The sequence below is a fragment of the Clostridium sp. OM05-5BH genome, assembly GCF_003481505.1.
Taxonomy (GTDB): Bacteria; Bacillota; Clostridia; order Lachnospirales; family Lachnospiraceae; genus Otoolea; species Otoolea fessa.
In genome coordinates this window covers 278,735-297,512 of record NZ_QULJ01000004.1, presented here as the reverse complement: position 1 = coordinate 297,512, position 18,778 = coordinate 278,735, and the positions used below count along the sequence as shown (strand labels likewise).

General features: G+C 43.0%; 14 protein-coding genes. 1 reads left to right on the top strand and 13 read right to left on the bottom strand.

Features of this window, described 5'->3' with window-relative positions; genetic code table 11:
* Positions 1 to 123: 123 nt before the first annotated feature.
* Positions 124 to 1,413 carry an N-acetylmuramoyl-L-alanine amidase family protein gene (locus DXB70_RS07595; RefSeq protein ID WP_118673028.1) on the bottom strand — a complete coding sequence of 430 codons (1,290 nt, stop codon included), beginning with the start codon at positions 1,411 to 1,413 and terminating at the stop codon, positions 124 to 126.
* Between the two features lie 247 nt (positions 1,414 to 1,660).
* On the opposite strand from DXB70_RS07595, the gene DXB70_RS07590 reads away from it, so the two are divergent.
* Positions 1,661 to 1,858 carry a hypothetical protein gene (locus tag DXB70_RS07590; protein ID WP_022359311.1) on the top strand — a complete coding sequence of 66 codons (198 nt, stop codon included), beginning with the start codon at positions 1,661 to 1,663 and terminating at the stop codon, positions 1,856 to 1,858.
* Positions 1,859 to 1,962: 104 nt separating this feature from the next.
* Here DXB70_RS07590 and DXB70_RS07585 read toward each other — a convergent pair whose 3' ends face one another.
* From DXB70_RS07585 to DXB70_RS07525, 12 genes are all read right to left on the bottom strand, one after another.
* On the bottom strand, positions 1,963 to 5,346 hold the full coding sequence (locus DXB70_RS07585) for a DEAD/DEAH box helicase family protein (RefSeq protein ID WP_118673026.1): 3,384 nt from the start codon (positions 5,344 to 5,346) through the stop codon (positions 1,963 to 1,965).
* A 10-nt stretch (positions 5,347 to 5,356) separates the two neighbouring features.
* A complete protein-coding gene (locus DXB70_RS07580; protein WP_243099924.1) occupies positions 5,357 to 5,650 on the bottom strand; it encodes an MmcQ/YjbR family DNA-binding protein in 294 nt (97 codons plus the stop codon).
* Complete coding sequence (locus tag DXB70_RS07575; RefSeq protein WP_182448435.1) at positions 5,631 to 6,953, bottom strand: restriction endonuclease subunit S; 1,323 nt, start codon at positions 6,951 to 6,953, stop codon at positions 5,631 to 5,633. The genes DXB70_RS07580 and DXB70_RS07575 overlap by 20 nt, the downstream gene beginning before the upstream one ends.
* 58 nt (positions 6,954 to 7,011) lie before the next feature.
* Positions 7,012 to 7,980, bottom strand: coding sequence for a site-specific tyrosine recombinase/integron integrase (gene xerA, locus DXB70_RS07570; RefSeq protein ID WP_118673022.1), 969 nt, complete (start codon positions 7,978 to 7,980; stop codon positions 7,012 to 7,014).
* 88 nt (positions 7,981 to 8,068) lie between these two features.
* Positions 8,069 to 9,664 (bottom strand): AAA family ATPase, encoded by a 1,596-nt coding sequence (locus DXB70_RS07565; protein ID WP_347559607.1) that lies wholly within the window; start codon positions 9,662 to 9,664, stop codon positions 8,069 to 8,071.
* Between the two features lie 30 nt (positions 9,665 to 9,694).
* Positions 9,695 to 10,816, bottom strand: a complete 1,122-nt coding sequence (locus DXB70_RS07560; protein ID WP_118673018.1) for a restriction endonuclease subunit S — start codon at positions 10,814 to 10,816, stop codon at positions 9,695 to 9,697.
* 52 nt (positions 10,817 to 10,868) lie between these two features.
* Positions 10,869 to 12,413 (bottom strand): class I SAM-dependent DNA methyltransferase, encoded by a 1,545-nt coding sequence (locus tag DXB70_RS07555; RefSeq protein WP_118673016.1) that lies wholly within the window; start codon positions 12,411 to 12,413, stop codon positions 10,869 to 10,871.
* Between the two features lie 85 nt (positions 12,414 to 12,498).
* Positions 12,499 to 13,773 carry a PD-(D/E)XK nuclease family protein gene (locus DXB70_RS07550; RefSeq protein ID WP_118673014.1) on the bottom strand — a complete coding sequence of 425 codons (1,275 nt, stop codon included), beginning with the start codon at positions 13,771 to 13,773 and terminating at the stop codon, positions 12,499 to 12,501.
* A gap of 397 nt (positions 13,774 to 14,170) precedes the next feature.
* On the bottom strand, positions 14,171 to 15,451 hold the full coding sequence (locus tag DXB70_RS07540) for an adenylosuccinate synthase (RefSeq protein WP_107001526.1): 1,281 nt from the start codon (positions 15,449 to 15,451) through the stop codon (positions 14,171 to 14,173).
* Between the two features lie 210 nt (positions 15,452 to 15,661).
* Positions 15,662 to 16,579: a LysR family transcriptional regulator gene (locus DXB70_RS07535; protein ID WP_118522436.1), complete on the bottom strand. Its 918-nt coding sequence runs from the start codon at positions 16,577 to 16,579 to the stop codon at positions 15,662 to 15,664.
* Positions 16,572 to 18,002, bottom strand: coding sequence for an adenylosuccinate lyase (gene purB / locus DXB70_RS07530; RefSeq protein WP_107001528.1), 1,431 nt, complete (start codon positions 18,000 to 18,002; stop codon positions 16,572 to 16,574). The genes DXB70_RS07535 and purB overlap by 8 nt, the downstream gene beginning before the upstream one ends.
* Positions 18,003 to 18,280: 278 nt before the next feature.
* Complete coding sequence (locus DXB70_RS07525; RefSeq protein ID WP_118673012.1) at positions 18,281 to 18,715, bottom strand: hypothetical protein; 435 nt, start codon at positions 18,713 to 18,715, stop codon at positions 18,281 to 18,283.
* Positions 18,716 to 18,778 lie beyond the last annotated feature (63 nt).

Below are 18,778 nucleotides of genomic sequence, written 5' to 3'. Positions count from 1 at the left end.
ACACGCGTTCGCCTGTATCGGACGTGCGTCCGCTCCATTCGGACACGTGTGTTCAAGATACGTACAAACATATGCGGAAACAGCACTGAGCTACCACCCCAGGGGCTTAGGTTTATCCTGTTTTTAATTTTGTGATGCCGGACCACTCTTAGCTTTTAAAGATTCATCCCCAGCCGGTCCGGCTCCGCTTCCGGCAAATTCCGGATCAGAGTTCATCTCGCCCCCTTCGGCTTCGTCTGGTTTTTGCCCTTCCTGCCAGAATCCTAACTTTACGACATATTTGTATAATTCCGGACTGTTTTTTCGGATGTCAGCTCGGACATCTTCGTCACAGCAGGCGGCGAAAAAGCTGCCGAACTGCATCTCCGGCTTATCGTCAAAGTAGGATGGAAGAGGCTGCACCAGTCCACTGCCAGCCAGATATCGCTCGAAATCCGTCAGGGCACGTGAGGTTTCTTCGTCGCTTAGTTCCGACGCAGCGAACTCGCCGAATGCCATCGCAAGTCCCTGCGGTTTAGAAAATTTGATTTTCTTGTAATGCACATCTGTATCATAATTGACAAAATAGATACCCTGCTCTGTTTTCGGCGCTGAGAAGTATGCCTTGTCTGTGTAGTACATCAGCTCCCAGCCTGATTCTGCAAATCGTTTGATCCACTCTCTTGGCACGCCTGCCAGTTCTTTCGTAATCTGTTCTTTTTCACTGTCCGACGGACGCCGTTTTCCCATCAAACGCACATCATGCGTCCGGTCGCGCAGTCCATTTGCATCGTAGTAGTTGAGTTCCACGTACTGATCCGCCGCCATCTGACCATTGTCAAAGAAATAATATTTATGCCCGTTTACCATCCGGTTTCCGCCGCTGAACATAACACATTTGGAATCAAACCAATACCAGGCATTTCCTGCCTGATACCAGCCGGTCGTCAGTGCCCCATCCTCGTTTGCATGATACCACTGATCCGTCTCTTCCTCATAAATCCAGCCAGTCATCATCGCGCCGCTCTCGGCGAAATAATAACGGTTTGTGCCGATTTTCCGGAGTCCCCGCTGCATATAGCTGCTTTTTCCCAGATAATACCAGTGACCATTCGATTTCAGCCAGGACGCTTTCAAAAAGCTGCCATCCGTCAGGCGGTACTGCCAGTCCTCGCCGTCTCCGACCCACTCGCCCTCATACAGATACATTTCTTTATTTTCAAAACCAGCCGCGCCACTTTCTGTCGCCGATGCCTCTGTCTCTGTTATATCATTGGCATTATTTTCGGTGCCGAACCTGTAAACCTGATTTTCTTCCTTGCCCTGCGCCGGGGTGTCCGCAAACGCATCGTTACCTGCCGCCAGCGCTGTCCCACAAACAAACAGGGATACTAAAAAGGATGCTGCCCACATAAATTTTTTCTTCCAATTCATCGTGTGCCTCCCCTTTCTTGTTCATAATTAAGCAAAAAACTGTGAACAGTTGCCACATCTCTTCTTATTTTACCGCACCGCAAATGAAAAGTATAGAAAAAAATTCTTACATCCTTTATAATAATAAAATAAAAGACAGTTCATCAAAAACGGCAATATCCAATCTGCCTTTGAAACAATATAAAAATGATTACAAATTCCAATCACTCTTTTTTATAGAGTTATAAAATTAGAAAGGATACCATATATGAAATCAAAACGCATTTTGGCGCTGACAGGTGCTGTTATCCTAATCGCCCTCTACGTCTCTTCCATCATCTTCGCCCTGATGGACAGTCCACTGGCAGAAAATCTGCTACTGGCATCGCTGTTCTGCACGATCGTTATACCGGCGGTGCTCTATGGGTATGCGGTGGCACTGCGATATTTTAAAAAGAAAAAATAACGTTCAAAAAGCAAACGACTGTCTATTTCTAACACAATACGCAGTCGTTCGCTTCTTTCATTCTTCTATACTGACTGCCTCCGCAGTCTCCTGTCATTTTTTCATCATCCCGCCACTGTAACCGCATTCTCCCGGACATCATTAATCGCTTTCATAAGCGCTGTTCTCGTTCTCACATCAAACAGCTTTAAAAAACTAATTGGCTTATCAAACGGAGGCTTCTGCAAAACAGCCACATTCTCCATATACCCATTCTGCTCCATATGATTAATAATCTTATGAACAAAATTGATCTGCCGTTGGTTCAATGACTGATCGTTAATAAACTCCGAAAATGCCTGCATCGCCGCCTCATGATCCAGTTTAGCAATTTTGCGTACCATCAGACCAAATGGTGTATCTCCAAACTCCCTCTGGTAGTCTTCCTTACTGCCAAGTTCCGTCGTGAGAATCCGCTCTAACTCCTGATAATCTCCCTGTGTCAGCTTAATATTGTGCGTTAATTTATGAATCGCCAGTGTGTTTCCATGTTCCCCGATATATCGATTAACCTTTTCCCGATAATCCTCAAAATCATATGCCACATCTAACTGGACACCCTCCTGCTGATCAATAATGGAATCTGTCAAATGAGTCGTGATCGTCCTGCCCCCCTGATCTTGATCCAAAAAACTCATCAGTCCCCGCAATTCCTGCCGGACGCGTTCAAATTGAAGAACATCATTTACCTTCCAAAATTCATCCGTCTGAATTTCTTGTATAAAATCAAGTTTTTCTTTTACCTGAGGAATACTGATCTTGCGCGACAGCAAACCAGCAATCTCACAAAGCACCTTTTTCGCTCTCTTAAAAGACGGCATCTGTTCCATAGAAGCCAGCATCAGACCATACATAAAATTGTCAAACCGTTTAGCCAGCTCATCTTCATCATTCAAATGCACCAGCGGCGCAATATGCTGTAAAAGCTCTCCCTTATCCCCTTCACTGATCGCGTCAAAAGCCGTCTCTTGTTTAAATTTCTCCACATATTGTAATTTAAGTTTTACAGAAATCAGCTTCGGATCCAACTCCACAACCTGATTATGGCATCCCGATATCAGTTCCTTCCGCCACTCTTCATAAGTATCTCCTGCATAGCAAGCTTCCTGCAGCAGAGAAATGAGCCGGATTTGTTTTCCAAAAATATTTTCACTTAAGGATTTCGTCTCCTTCGACACAAAACCTTCTATATGTTCACGAAAATATTCAAAATTCCCACAATAATCAAAAATCAGGAAACGTCTTTTATCTGTATACTCCCCATCTATCGGATCCATGCAGGTAAGTCCCTTGCACAAACGTGTGCCGCGTCCAATCATCTGCCAGAATTTTGCCTTAGAACGTACCTTCTTAAAAAATACAAGATTTACACATTGCGGCACATCAATCCCCGTATCCATCATATCCACCGATACCGCAATAAAAGGAGGCTTATTTTCAACCTTGAAGTCATCAATTACAGTCTGGGCGTATGCATCATCACAAATTACCCGCTGTGCAAATATCCCCTTCTTTTCCGGATAAATATTGGGATATAGCTTGTTGAAGCGTTCCAGAATAAACTCCGCATGCTTTTTATTCTGTGCAAAGATGATTGTCTTTCCAATCCGATCGCCACCAGCCACATGAATACCACGTTCCATCAGATCCTGAAGCACCATATCTACCGTCACTTCATTAAAGATAAACTTATTCATCGCCGCAGAAGGAATAAATTCCGGCATCTGACCATCTTCCACAAAATCGTCCTCATACCGTTCCTTATCCTTATCGGATAAATCATCATACGTAATTCCTTCATCCAGAAACTTCGTCTTTACCTCATAATTATAATATGGAACCAGCACATGATCCTGATAAACAGCCGTCTCATAATCATAGGCATACGTCGGCACACCATGTTCCATTTCAAAGAAATCATACGTATTCCGATCCACATCCGTTTTCGGCGTAGCCGTCAGACCAACCATGATTGCATCAAAATACTCGAAAATCGCCCGGTATTTCTTAAAAATACTGCGGTGGCTTTCGTCAATAATAATCAAATCAAAATGTGCCGGTGTAAACAGGCGGATGCCATCCTTATTTTTCGTATCATCAATCGCATTTAACATTGTCGGATAGGTTGAAAATACGATACGTGCATTCCGATCATCTTTATTGGTACACAGATTGCAAAGTGACATATCCGGCAGATAATTCTTAAAATCATCCTTTGCCTGTTTTACCAAGGCAGTCCGATCCGCCAAAAAAAGCACATTCGTCACATATTTTCCACGACTCAAAACATCCGTCAAGCTGGAAGCCGTTCTTGTCTTACCAGTTCCGGTTGCCATCACCAGCAAATGTTTCCGATAACCGCGCTGTATCTGTTCGCACACCGCCCGGATCGCTTCTTTTTGATAATAACGATCCGTGATTTTATCATCAATCGGAATCTGCATTAAATCCTTATGTTCCGAACGTCTGTTCATCATCTTCTGCAAATCATCTTTACTGAAAATACCACTGACCGGACGCTGTGGAGAAGTCTTGTCATCCCAGAAATACGTTTCAAATCCATTCGTCGTAAACATCATCGGTCTGCGGCCAAACTTCCGCTCTAAACAGTCCGCATACAGCATAACCTGTTTCCGGCCAACGTTCGGATCCTTGCTGGTACGCTTCGCTTCCACCACCGCCAGAGGGCTGCCATCCTTTCCAAACAGAACATAATCACAATATCCCTTTTGTCCGACCACACCCGCCATGCCGTCAACCGGGTACTCTTCCTGAACATCTGCTTCCGCGCCCTTAAACTTCCAGCCCATCTCTTTCATATCAATATCAATATATTGTTTCCGGGTTTTAAATTCAGACACATCCTCTGATTTGAAACTGCGCACTTCTTTATGCTGCTCCTTCTCCGCCGTATATTGGGCGGACATCTCCTCAATCTTCTTACGGAGTGCCTCGATCTCCGCGTCTTTTTCTCCCAGTAGACTTTCCTGTTCCTTGATCTTCTTAATATCAACCACTACCTTTTCCGTCGGGATCTGGCTTTCGTCAAACTTACGTTCTTCATAATTTGTCCCATAACAGTAATCCACCCATTCAATAAACTCGAACAAGCCGCGCAGTGAAAGAAGCGCATCGCTTTTCTGCACATTCTTCTCCGTATGTACCGCCAGATTACCCAGCTTCACAATAAACGGCAGCTTCCCCCATGTATTATAATCAACCGAGAAACGGAAACTCGGCTCATGAATCAGGGACTGCAAATTGTCCTTGTACGGCATTTGCATCGTATTATCCGCAGAATAGACCCATTTTACCGCCAATTCCAATGCCTTTCTGCATCCTACCGCGCACATTGCAGGGGCGGATGCATATACCCGTTCCGCTTCCATCACCGCTGGCGCAAATAATGCATATTCTTTTGTATTCTTTAAAAATTCAAAGTTTGACATAAGATCCCCCCTATTTGGAAGTATTCTTCTTTTTCTTTGGCGCTGTCAGCTCATAGCTTAACGCAAGTAAATTTTTAATCGGCTCATCCAGCCCCGCATCCCCCAGCAAAACACTGATCCACTTCTCCTTGTTCATATGGTATGCCGGAAAATATCCTTTCTGCCCCCGCAAAGAACCTATCAGCATCGGATCACTCTTTAGATTTATAACATCTATGATATTATCATCCTCCAACCCCAGCTTACTCCCTGCAACACTCAAAATCACGCCATACCATTTATCATTATCCGCCCGACGCAGCACTGCGTTCGAATCCTTCCACGGATATTCCGCTTCCGTGCCATATTCTTGTTTTACCCATTGAAATAATTCTTCTCTTGTCATTTTGGTGAAACGCCTCGCTTTCGGTTTCAAGGTAGAATATATTTGTTATTTGCAATGTTTGTATTTGTGTAAATATGCTTTTATAGTGTAAAGTGGTGCTCTGTTTCGGAGACAATTTTGATTTGTCGACTTGGCGGACAAATGTTTCAAATTCAATTTGCTCGTTTACCTCTGGCAATAAAATCGACAAATCTGCTATATCCTGCAAGCTAAGATTCGCTCTCCCCGTATCAGATTTCATAGAGTTATACATTTGCTGAGCTCTTTCAGAATTTAAATATACTAGTAAATATTTATCTCTTATTCTATTATCATCCATTCTAACTAATGCTGCTGCTTGGTTCATATTTGCCTTACAATCTAATTCAAATTGGGCAGCTCTACCAATTGAAGCTCCAACAATATTAATCAAAAAATCACCTTTATGAATCATTGATCTATTTTGTTTCTCGTTAAATCCATCTTCAACATATTTCGGTGATGATAAATCAATATATCCTTCTCTTACATTCTCGCTGGTAATAAATAAGGTTTGAGAACTATCTTCTGTATACGAAAACCCTTGCCAACTTGGGGAGGCTCCTTTTGTAATGAGTCTGCTTAATTCTCTCAATATGACAACTGGCAAATTCTTAGGATTTGTAACTGGATCCCCAAACAGCTCGACAAATCGGGCTCTAATGAATTGATCTAACAATTGAATTTCTTTGTTTCTTAAATTAATCACTTTAACTAAACAATTCAATCGTTTTACAACTTCATTTTGTTCTTCTTTTGAATGAACATCCAATTCAATATTTCCTAAATTTTTTCTAGATATTCTCTTTCTAGTCGTTCCAGTGACGTTTCCTAATAATTTTGTAAAATACGCTCTTGACCTCATAAAATAACATAGATATTCCTTGCTTATAATATCTTCATTAGGTCTACATATTGAACAATCAACTGCTGTTATCATCCGCTCATTTTTTTCAGGAATAATACATGCTCTTCCTACTGGTTCTGGCAATCTTGACACTAAAACATCACCAGAAAACACTTCCGTACATTTTAGCCTTTCAAATGTATCCTCAGATATATACTTAGCTCTTTCTTCTTTTTCTAAATATATTCCATCACCAATATTTCCAGTTTGAATCAATCTAATTCCCGAAATGGATTGATCTTTGCTTTCTATCCAATCACCATCGGTAAAAACTGTACATAGTTTTTCTAATCTCATCTTCATCATCCCTTACGTGCTACTCGCAGAGCCCTGCAAACCCGAATTGACAACCAAGCTAGGACATATATTTCTGATGAGATGTCTTTACATTGTTCTGATTTACCATTGCATATTGCATGGTCGTGTCGATCTGCGAATGACCTAGTATTTTCTGCACCTGTTCGATGGGCATTCCTTTATCTATTGCCCTGGTTGCCATACTCCGTCTGAATTTATGAGGATGAATCCGCTCCAGGCCTAATCTTCGGCCTAACTGGCGCAACCTTATCTCCACTCCGCTGATTTTTAATCTGTCAAAGGGAGCATCTAAGGTAACAAACAAGGCCTTGTTTTCATCTTTCCGGCTCTTGATATAGTCTTTTAGATGGACCTTGGCTTTCGCATCGAAGTACACCCTGCGCTCTTTGTTTCCTTTGCCGTAAACAACGCATTCTCTGCCTTCCAGATCCACATCCTCTATATTTAGATTTACCAATTCTCCCACTCGCATTCCAGTGGAATAAAGCAAATCAATAATCGCCAGATCCCGTTTCACTCCACAGTGATCCCTAAGATGCTCGATCCCTTCATCTGAAATCACACTTTTTACAATTGTCTTAGTCTTTATTTTATGAATGCGCCGCATCGGACTTTTCAGGATATAATCTTCCTCTTCCAACCAAGAAAAGAAACTGGAAATATTCCGGCGAACGTTGTCGATGGTTACATTCGAACAATGATTCCACTGCTGATAGTCAGATAGATATTCTCTTATTTCTTCCGTTGTAATTCTTCGGACACTGGTTTTTATTTTTGATAATAAATGCTGTACCGTTGCCTCATAATACCTTATAGTCCGTTCTGAACATCCTTCGATTTTCTTCGCTGAAAGAAACATCGCTAAAAAATCCTCATTCGAAATATCTGCTTTTTCAGCTTCATTTTCAGAAAAGGTTTTCAGAATCACTTCCTGCAGCTTCTTCATCTGAGCAATAGATAAATACTCCGACATTTCATTTAAAACCAATACAATCTTCTCTTCCATGTTGGTACCTCATCCTTTCAGTACCAACATCCTTCTCCTGCTTATGCAATCATTTGCTCTCATATATTATTTTCGGATATGGATCCTTTTAATTGTTCTTATGGCGTTCTATCTTACACTGATGCTTTTTATTTACCTTATCGTAATTAATTCCAACCAGCAAGATATCACCCGTATAGTTCAGAATCGAATCTGAATACTTTTTTTCTTTTATCTGCTGAATTGCCGTTTCCGCCTTTTTATTCCACTTCAATTCAACCAGCAAAGCCGGATAACTCCCTTTAAACTCTGGTTTTGGGATAAATACAAAATCGGCAAATCCAAGTCCGGTTGGCAGTTCCCGGATCGGCTTATAATAATATTGCATCGCTGCCAAGTAAGCAATCGCAATCGTGCTGCTTAGAGAATTTTCATCATTATACTGTATAGCCGAAGCATACTCTGAATGAATCTTTCCTATTCTTTCAGCAACTGCATTCTCATCCATTGATATGGTTGCACTTAACAATTCTTTGGATTCCTGCTGAAATGAAATCATTTCATTCCACTTACTGCTTCTTACCGCTGTAATCATTTCCTGCCGTATTTCTTCATTGGGTATAAAAGCAGCGCCTGTTGCCTCATTGTATCCTAAATAACCAAGATGAATCAGATACGTAAGCACATCGTCTTTATTTTGAATGTTAGCCGGATCATTTTTAAAAGTTCCTGTATTGACCTCAACCTCTAATCCCGAAAGCATTTCGATAATTGCTGTCTTCAATCCATCAAAATTCATGCCAATTAGCGGAACCACCACTTCATAAGACCCCGTTTCCGACCAGTAGCTTCTGAATTTTCCCTTTGTCATAACACTTACAACTGCTTTCGGATTATAAACCTGATAATCATTCAGCAGATAGCCATCATACCATTTTTTTACCTTTTCAAAATCACGGTTATATCTCTGGCAGAGTTCTTTTACTTCCTCCTCCGTAAAGCCAATAAATGGTGCTAATTCATCCGGGTAAAGCATCGTAAACTCTTCCAGATTATTTAAGGCAGACTGTGTTTTTTCTTTCTTAATAGGTAAAATCCCTGTCAGGTATGCAAGCTGAATACATCTTGTTGGTTCTGTTCCTTTAAATATACTCCTCAGAAAATTAATATACTCATTCTGAATTTTTTCATTTGCAGCTTCATCGCGAATTAAAACATCCCATTCATCAATAATAAGTACAAACTTCTGCCCCGTTTGTTCGGTCACTCTGGAAAGCGCATCCGACAGAGATATAATTTCTGTATTCAAAATATCCGGATAAATTTCCCGAAGTTCATCCAACACGCTTTTTTTTATCAATGCCACCACGTTATCCGCATTTTCACAATTTGATAAAAACCATTGTATATCAATATGAACTACATCATATTGATTGAGATGCGTCCTGAAATCTGCGCTTTTTCCAATATTCAGGTTCGAAAACATATTCTCAGAACTGGCGCCTTTACTATAATAAGCCGCAAGCATATTTGCCGCATACGATTTACCAAATCTTCTAGGGCGGCTATTGCAGATATATGCACTGGTAGTATTTAAAACACTATTGGTATATTCAAGCAAGCCTGTTTTATCTACATAAATTTTAGAGTTCAAGGCAACTTGAAATGCGCTATTATCAGGATTAACAAATCTTCCCACTATCATTGCCTCCTTTCCAGAGTTGTCCTATATCTATCAGCCAAAATACTTCTGCATAAGTGAATCAAATAGTAATTGTGTCTCTTCCAGTGATTTTTGAACTACAGCTTTTGATTTGTCGACTTGGCGGACAAAGTCAGCGAACTGGTTTTGAAGTTCTATTGGTGGAACAATTAATTCACACTCCAAAATATCGTTCTTTCTAAGGTTAGTCTGACCATTCCCATCATTAAAAGCTAAGAAATATGGATGTCTATTTAAAAGGTACAAAAGAAATATTGCATTGTATTCATAGTTATCAAAGCTACAAATACGCTGATTCAGCGTATACTTATCATCTGAATCAATGAGTTGACACTTAGCTAAAGCTTTTCCATTAGGCACATCACTCATCACCATAACAATATCATTCTTATGTAATGGAAAGAGTAAAGTATTTGTTCTTCTCACATCCTCAAAATCAGAAGCAATGGCTCTTGAAGTAACCAAAATATAATCGCCATTCTCATCAACCACTTGTTCATGAGCTTTACCATTATTAAAAGAAATACCTTCACCTAACTTCGTAGTATTCCATTTCTTATCATTGACATATCTATCCCCAAACATCTCGACAAATCGGGCTTTGACTAATAAATCTAATTGCTCTAACTGTTTACGTCTCACTGTAATTATATTTCTAGTTTTATCAAGTAACTTTATTATTTCATCCTGTTCGTCCAAGCCACATATATTAACATCTACATCTGATAATTGCTTTAAATAAATGCCTTTTTGCGCAACGCCTCTTGCTTTATTTTCAAAATAAGAACGCTTCGACTGAAGCAAATACATAAGATATCTGCTTCGACACTTTTCGTAATTAGGATGTAAAACAGCCACACTACGCTGAAGTGTGATATTATCTGCACCCTCAGGAACAACCAACGCTCTTCCCACTGTACCAACAATTGTAAGTAATACATCTCCTGCGTTGACACACGTTCTTTTATTTTCTTTCTCATACTCAGTTTCAGACAAATACCTCGGTTCATCAAATGTAAGTACATCATCAAAGATGTTTTTCGAACTCAGCATCGGATATTCACTTTTTTTTATACCTGCTGGTGGATTATGACTTCCATCTGTTATTCCTATGCAAACTTCATTTAGTTTCATCTGTCATCCCTGCAAACCCGAATTGATCGAGTCTTCATCCCTTCTCTTTTTCCTACTTTTCTGCCTGCAACAGCTTCTCCAGTTCATCCATCTCCCGGCTGATCTCCTTTTCCAGCTCTCGGATATTTGCCATGATCTCGGAGGTCGGCGGGTATTCTATTGCCACATATTCTGTTTTTTTGTATTTATTGATGGAAAGATCGTAATCATTCTCTACGATCTCCTGTTTTGGCACGAAAAAGCTCTGCTCCGTTCTTTCCCGTCCTTCCTCCTGCTCCAGATGATGGAATCTCTCGATGATATCCGAAATATCATTTTCACTGATCTCTGAACGTTTATCATCCAGGCTGAATCCATCAGCTTTCATATCATAAAACCAGACTTTGTCGGTACCACCTGCTCCTGTTTTGGTAAATACCAGAACAGCCGTTGAAACTCCCGCATAAGGTTTAAACACACCAGATGGCATGGAAATCACTGCCCGAAGCTGATGATTCTCCACTAGTTCCTGTCGAATAGATTTATGCGCCTTTGAAGAACCAAACAACACTCCGTCTGGAACGATACAAGCACACTGACCGCCTTTTTTTAGCATACGTAGGAAAAGCGCCAGGAACAAAAGTTCCGTTTTCTTAGTGTTTGTAACTGCTTTCAGATTATCATTGATACTTTCCGCGTCTACCGTTCCTTTAAACGGCGGATTGGCAAGACAGATCGTATATCTGTCACTGATTTCATTTTGCTTGGAAACACTGTCTTTATAATCAATATCTGGATTGCTGATGGAATGCAGCATTAAGTTCATGGCAGAAATACGCAGCATGGTTCGGTCTGTATCAAATCCTGAAAATGCTTCTCCTGAAAAGTGCTCCCACTGCTCTGCCGTCATGTCCTCTTCATAATGCTTGCGAATATATTCTGCCGCACTGACAAGAAATCCTGCCGTGCCGCAAGCTGGATCGCAGATCGTGTCATCTGGGGTTGGCTGTAAAAGTTCCACCATCATTTCACGAATATGTTTTGGTGTTCGGAACTGTCCGTTCTGCCCGGCCGTTGCCAATTTTCCCAACATATACTCGTACAGATCTCCCTGCATATCTAAGTCTGCAATATCGTGTTCATACAGATCATCCAATCCCGTGATAATCTTTTGCAAAATCTGAGGAGTTGGAATTAAAAACATAGCATCTTCCATATAGCGGGCAAATGCGGTACTTTCCTGTGCCTCTGCATTGGCTTCTCCGGAAACCTCTACCATCTCTCCCTGTTCATTAAAATCCGGAAGTCTTCCATTTTTCATCGCCTTAATCGCCGGAAAAATACGCTGTGACATGATTGCATAGATGTCACGCGGATCATCATTTTTAAACTTGCTCCAGCGCATCGACTGCCCTGCCTCCGATGCTGGAAATATTTTATCCATCTGAATGCCGCCTTCTACTTCAAAGGCTTCATTTTCCATTTCTTTCTCATCAAGAGACCGAATAAACATAAGGTAAGTAAGCTGTTCTATTACCGTGATCGGATTCGTGATTCCGCCAGCCCAGATATCCGTCCATATCTTATCTATCTTATTTTTAACCGCTCCTGTAACCATGCTGTTTTACCACCCTTATCTTTTATTTTTTAACTGTTCTGTAAAAATCAATTTATACATCTTTATTGTATCACAAATTATCCTTTTACAAAAGCCACCCCAAAAGCTCTCTCTCGAACACCGCCAACGCCCGCTTCACATACTCCCTCCGCGCCGTTTCATCCACAAGTGAAACCGCACACGGATTCATCTGCTTAAAATCCGGCACTTCTGCCTCTTCGCAGTGGCGTTTTCCGTTCGGATAACACCAGGCAAACCACCAGTCCTCCGGCAGAATTATTTCCTTTTTGAGATATCTGGATGCCTCCTGCTTAAGCCCGTCGGTTATATCATCTACCTGATAGCCTTTCGAAAAGCCATCCTTGGAGCTGGCTTCTTTATCAAACAGGCAGAATCCCGCAAACAAATTGTGCTCTACTTCAATTCGAAACCAGAGTTCCAGACCCGCTTTTTGAAATTTTGCCTTTTTTACCACATAATTCAATCCAGGATAGGTGCTGTAACAATCATAAAATTTATCATGCTGTAAATCCTGATAGGAATAATATCCACTATCCTTTTCTAATTTCAAACCATATTTTTCTAAAATTGGCTGCATCTGCTGCTGAAATTCTTCAAACACCTGGCGAATCAGCCGCACCTTTGCCTTTTTCATCGATTTTTCAATCTCGATTCCGGCAAGAAATTTTTCCGGCGATTCGTACAATGCCTCAATCACTTTATCTGCCACTTTCTTCTCTCTTTCATCCGCTATGCTATGTACCGCATCCAAATATTGCTCCATCACTGCCCGAAATGGCTCTTTTAAATTTTGCAATTCACCTTCCAGCCACCGATAGATATCTTCTGCCCATAAAATACACTGGATTTGCCCTAATGGTAATAAATTTCCTCCGCCTTTCTTCTTCCGGCTGTACTCAGATGGCGGCGTTCCAAAACGGGTTAGATATATCAATCGGGAATTTTGTGCCATCTCAAAGTAATCCGAACACTGTCCTTCCTGTTCCCCCGCATAGATTTTTACCTCGATCGGAATCTGATACTCCGCATTCCGTATGAAAATATCAATTCTTCTCTCTTTATCAATCGGGTACTCTTTGACTACCTCCGTATGCAATAGCAATGTATCGCTTACCGGATCCATTTTCAACACATCTCGGATAAACGATTTCAGAAACCGGATTCCGCAGCCATGCATTCCCTCCGGGTTCAGCAGATCGGTCAAAAAACGGCACATGATCACTTCACGGCTCTGTATCTCTAATACATCAAAAATGTTGTAGGCTGATAATTTCTTATGAAATGGTATGTTTTTACAGTTTGTATGAATTTGCGATAGTAAATCTCTATATGTTTCCATTTCTCATTCTCTGGCGATTCCCGTTTGTCTCACTTTTCATTTATAAAACGATTTCTTTTTATCTATCATACCATAAAAAACACGGTTCTCACAGACTCTATCCAAGGCATCCCTCCAACTTTCTTCACACCAAATCATACCTTATCCTGAATTATTCCCTCTTCAAAAAATCAATGACAATTACGAAAAAATCGTCCTTTCCTTGAATCCCGGAATGGACTCTTCCTATGATGGCATAAAATCTAAAAATTTAATTGACTGGCTGATTTCAGAATAAACTTGAAAAAGAATGTGCCTTTTTGTGTAATGGAGAATTCCAAGGAATTTCCTATTACACAAAAATAGCGGCGGCCTGCACTCATCATGCAGGACCGCCGCTGAAATTGATTCTATAAAGTTACTTTCTCATAATGATCTCATCACGTCCCGGACCATTGGATACCATGGTTACCGGTACGCCAAGCTCTGCCTCGATCGTCTCGATGTAGTTGCGGCACTCTGCCGGGAGATCTTCGTATTTCTTGATTCCGCGGATATCACATTTCCAGCCCGGAAGTGTCTTCAGAACCGGTTTTGCTTTCTCCAGCTTGTAGGTTACCGGGAAGTCTTTGACAACTTCGCCGTCGATCTCGTAGCCAACGCAGATCGGGATCTCGTCCAGATATCCCAGAACATCCAGAACGGTCAGAGCCACTTCGGTCGCACCCTGGATGCGGCAGCCGTAACGGCTTGCTACTGCGTCGAACCAGCCTACACGTCTCGGACGTCCGGTGGTTGCGCCGAACTCGCCCTTATCACCACCGCGGCGGCGGAGTTCGTCTGCCTCATCACCAAAGATCTCGCTGACAAATGCGCCTGCGCCGACTGCACTGGAGTATGCCTTTACAACGGTTGTGATCTCTTTGATCTCATACGGCGGGATACCTGCGCCGATAGCGCCGTAAGCTGCCAGAGTCGAAGAAGAAGTAACCATCGGGTAAATACCGTGATCCGGGTCTTTCAGGGAACCTAACTGACCCTCAAGAAGGATGTTTTTGCCCTCTTTGATCGCGTCATGCAGATATGCAGATACATCACATACATACGGCTCTACCATCTTCTTGTATTCCATCAGCTCTGCCAGAACCTCATCCGGGTTCAGCAGCGGTTTGTGGTACAGATGCTCTAACAGGACATTCTTTGTCTCGCAGACACGCTGTACTTTATCTTTCAGAGCTGCCTCGTCCTCGAACAGTTCGCTGACCTGAAAACCGATCTTCGCGTATTTGTCAGAGTAGAACGGCGCGATGCCGGACTTGGTAGAACCGAAGGACTTGCCGCCCAGACGCTCTTCCTCATACGTATCAAACAGAACATGGTACGGCATCAGGATCTGTGCGCGATCCGATACCAGAATATGCGGCATCGGAACCCCCTGAGATACCAGGCTTTCCAGCTCTTTTACCAGAAACGGGATGTTTAATGCCACACCATTGCCGATGATGCTGGTTGTGTGTCCGTAAAATACACCGGACGGCAGAAGGTGAAGTGCGAAACGGCCATAATTGTTGATAATCGTATGACCTGCGTTGCTTCCTCCCTGAAAACGGATAATGATGTCGGATTCCTTAGCAAGCATATCGGTAATCTTACCCTTGCCTTCGTCTCCCCAGTTAGCTCCTACTATTGCTCGTACCATGAATTTTCCTCCCTCAGAAGAATATAAATACTTTTCGGCATGATCGAAAAACGATCATGCCCTCTTACTGTATAATCATACACAACTTTTCTATATAAGTAAAATCAATATTATTTATAAGCTACATAATTAACACTTATACTATTGATGCTCACACATATGCCAGACAATGTGATTTGAAAAACCTCTACTTTGCAGCTCCTATTTTTCTCATGTGGTTACCTTCGCCAGCTGATTAAAAAGCTTCGCAGCCGCTGGGGACATCCAGGCTTTTTCAGCTGCCACCAGACAAAACTCACGGGGTGGCATCTCTTCATCAAATTCCAACGCAAAAACATCCCCATTTCCAAGAGCCTCCGATGCAAAATCCGACATCAGACAGCCGATTCCCAGATTCCGCTTAACAAACTGGACAATCATCTCACTGGTGGCCAGTTCAAACTCCGGCTCCAGCCGAACCCCGCGCTTTGCCAGAAACTCATCCATAAAGCGGCGCGTACTGGTATTGCGCTCCAGGAAGATGCAGGGGCAGTTCAACAGCTCTTTATATGAAAGTTTTCTGCCCTTTAACTGGGCTGCGTATTTGGGTCCGGCTATAAACACATTGCGGATCTCCTGAACCGGAAGACTCTTTACCGCCTGCTTGGTTTCAAAAGGTGTGCTGACAATACCGAAATCAATGTGTCCCTGATAGAGTGCTTCAAGGGTCTCGGGCGTCGGGCCGTTTGAAACCGTCACCTTGATATTCGGATACTGCTCATGAAATTGTTCCAGATATGGAAGCAGATAAAACTGAAGTGTCATATCGCTCGCGCCAATGCGGATCTCGCCCGTTTCCAGGTCCTTCATGCGCCGCAGCATCGTCTCCCCGTCCTGTATCGCATCAATTCCCCGTCTGACATACGACAGAAGCAATTCTCCCTCGCTCGTCAGCTTCACGCCGCGCGATGTCCGCAAAAAAAGGCGGCAGCCAAGCGCGGTCTCCAGTTGTCGGACCGCCTGGCTGACCGCCGGCTGGGAAATGCAGAGTGCCTCTGCGGCCGCCGTGATGCCGCCGCATTCGCACACGCTGCAAAATACCCGGTAATACTCCAGATTCACACTTCCATGTAAATCCTGTTTAGACATTAATCTCTGCTTTCACGCCCAGATCTTCTTTATTTGCATCCAGAATCGGCTGGATTACCTCCGCCAGGAACTCATCTACCTGCTCTTTTGCACGACCGGTGTAGCGCTCCGGTTTCATCGCTGCTTTCAGGTCATCTAAGGACAGATTGAACGCCGGATCCGCTGCAATCAGCTCGAGAAGGTTGTTATCCAGACCTTTCTCTTTCACATTCTTTCCAGCTTCCATCGACAGAGTACGGATCTTCTCATGCAGTTCCTGACGGTCACCGCCTGCCTTTACTGCATCCATCATGATATTCTCGGTTGCCATGAACGGAAGCTCTGCCATCATGTGTTTCTCGATAACCTTCGGATATACAACCAGACCGTCAACGACATTCAGGTACAGATCCAGAATACCATCAATTGCAAGGAAGCCTTCCGGAACACTCAGACGCTTGTTCGCAGAATCATCCAATGTACGCTCAAACCACTGGGTAGATGCAACCAGCATCGGGTTCATCACGTCTGCCATCACGTAGTTAGCCAGGGAAGCCATACGCTCGCTTCTCATAGGATTTCTCTTATATGCCATAGCGGAGGAACCGATCTGATTCTTCTCGAAAGGCTCTTCTACTTCTTTCAGATGCTGAAGAAGACGGATATCGTTGGAGAATTTATGGGCACTCTGTGCAATACCGGCAAGAACATTTAATACACGTGTATCCTGCTTACGGGAATAGGTCTGTCCGGATACCGGATAGCAGCCATCAAAGCCCATCTTCTCCGCGATCATCTGATCTACCTTGCGGCACTTTGCATGATCCCCATCAAAGAGCTCCAGGAAGCTTGCCTGTGTACCAGTTGTTCCCTTGGAGCCAAGGAGACGTAAGGATCCAAGCACATAATCCAGATCATCCAGATCCTGCTTGAGCTCCATCATCCACAGAGTTGCACGCTTGCCGACGGTGGTCGGCTGTGCCGGCTGGAAATGGGTAAATGCCAGGGTCGGCTGTGCTTTATATTTATCAGCAAATTTAGCCAGCTCATCCAGAACACTGATCAGTTTCTTACGTACCAGCTTCAGGGCTTCTGTCATAATGATGATATCGGTGTTGTCTCCTACGTAGCAGGAAGTTGCACCCAGATGGATGATTCCTTTTGCTGTCGGGCACTGTACGCCGTACGCATACACATGGGACATAACATCGTGGCGCACCAGTTTCTCACGCTCTTTAGCAACATCAAAATTGATTTCATCCTTATGTGCTTTCAATTCATCGATCTGCTCCTGCGTGATCGGAAGGCCAAGCTCCTTCTCCGTCTCTGCCAGCGCAATCCAGAGTCTTCTCCAGGTGCGGAATTTCTTGTCCGGGGAGAAAATATACTGCATCTCCTTACTTGCATAGCGCTCGGAAAGAGGGCTTACATATCTGTCGTACATGGCTAATTTACCTCGCTTTCTTTTTTCAGGGTATGGAAAATAGTCTCTTTCGCAGCCATTTGAAGGCGTCACCGACACATTTTCTCAATATCCTACCTGCAAATTATAATACAGGCACTTTTCAAAATCAATCACTTTTCGCTGTTCCGGCTGCAGCTCTTTCGTTCTTGGTTACTGTTCACGCATACATTCCCAATAACGGAATTTGCCACAGTAACCGTTCCTGCTCTTCCATTCATCATTCATGCCCGGCCAAACGTTTTTCCTGCCGCAAACAATCACTCTCCTTCTGATTCCACCCGTTCGTGCACGATTTCCAGCTCTCCGGTCTTCAGATGCAGACGGATTTTCGTGGAAGTTCCCGTTTTTTCTGTCGCTCCGTATGTTTCCCCGGCATTTTCCCGTTCAACTGTTCTCTTCTCCTGCCAGTCTGCAGGCGCTTCCTCCGCCCCATTCTCTGCTCTTTCCCACTCCGGCAGCTCATACTCGATCACATTCATCTCCCGGATCGACCAGATCCGTTCCCGTATCTTCCATATGCTCGCCAGGTACATGGATACAGCCAGTGCAAGTCCATAGAGAAAATACCTCTGCCTCCGCTTCCTCCGCCAGCGGATGCCTTTCAGATAGCGTCGAATCTTCCGTTTTTGATATTTAAACAGCTTTCTGCTTTGCGGCATTGATTTTTGTGCATTTCTATGTTTCTCTGACATCTGCATTCCTCCCGCAGGTGCCTCTCCATTTTTACTATAACAAATAGAAAAAAGTCTGTAAAG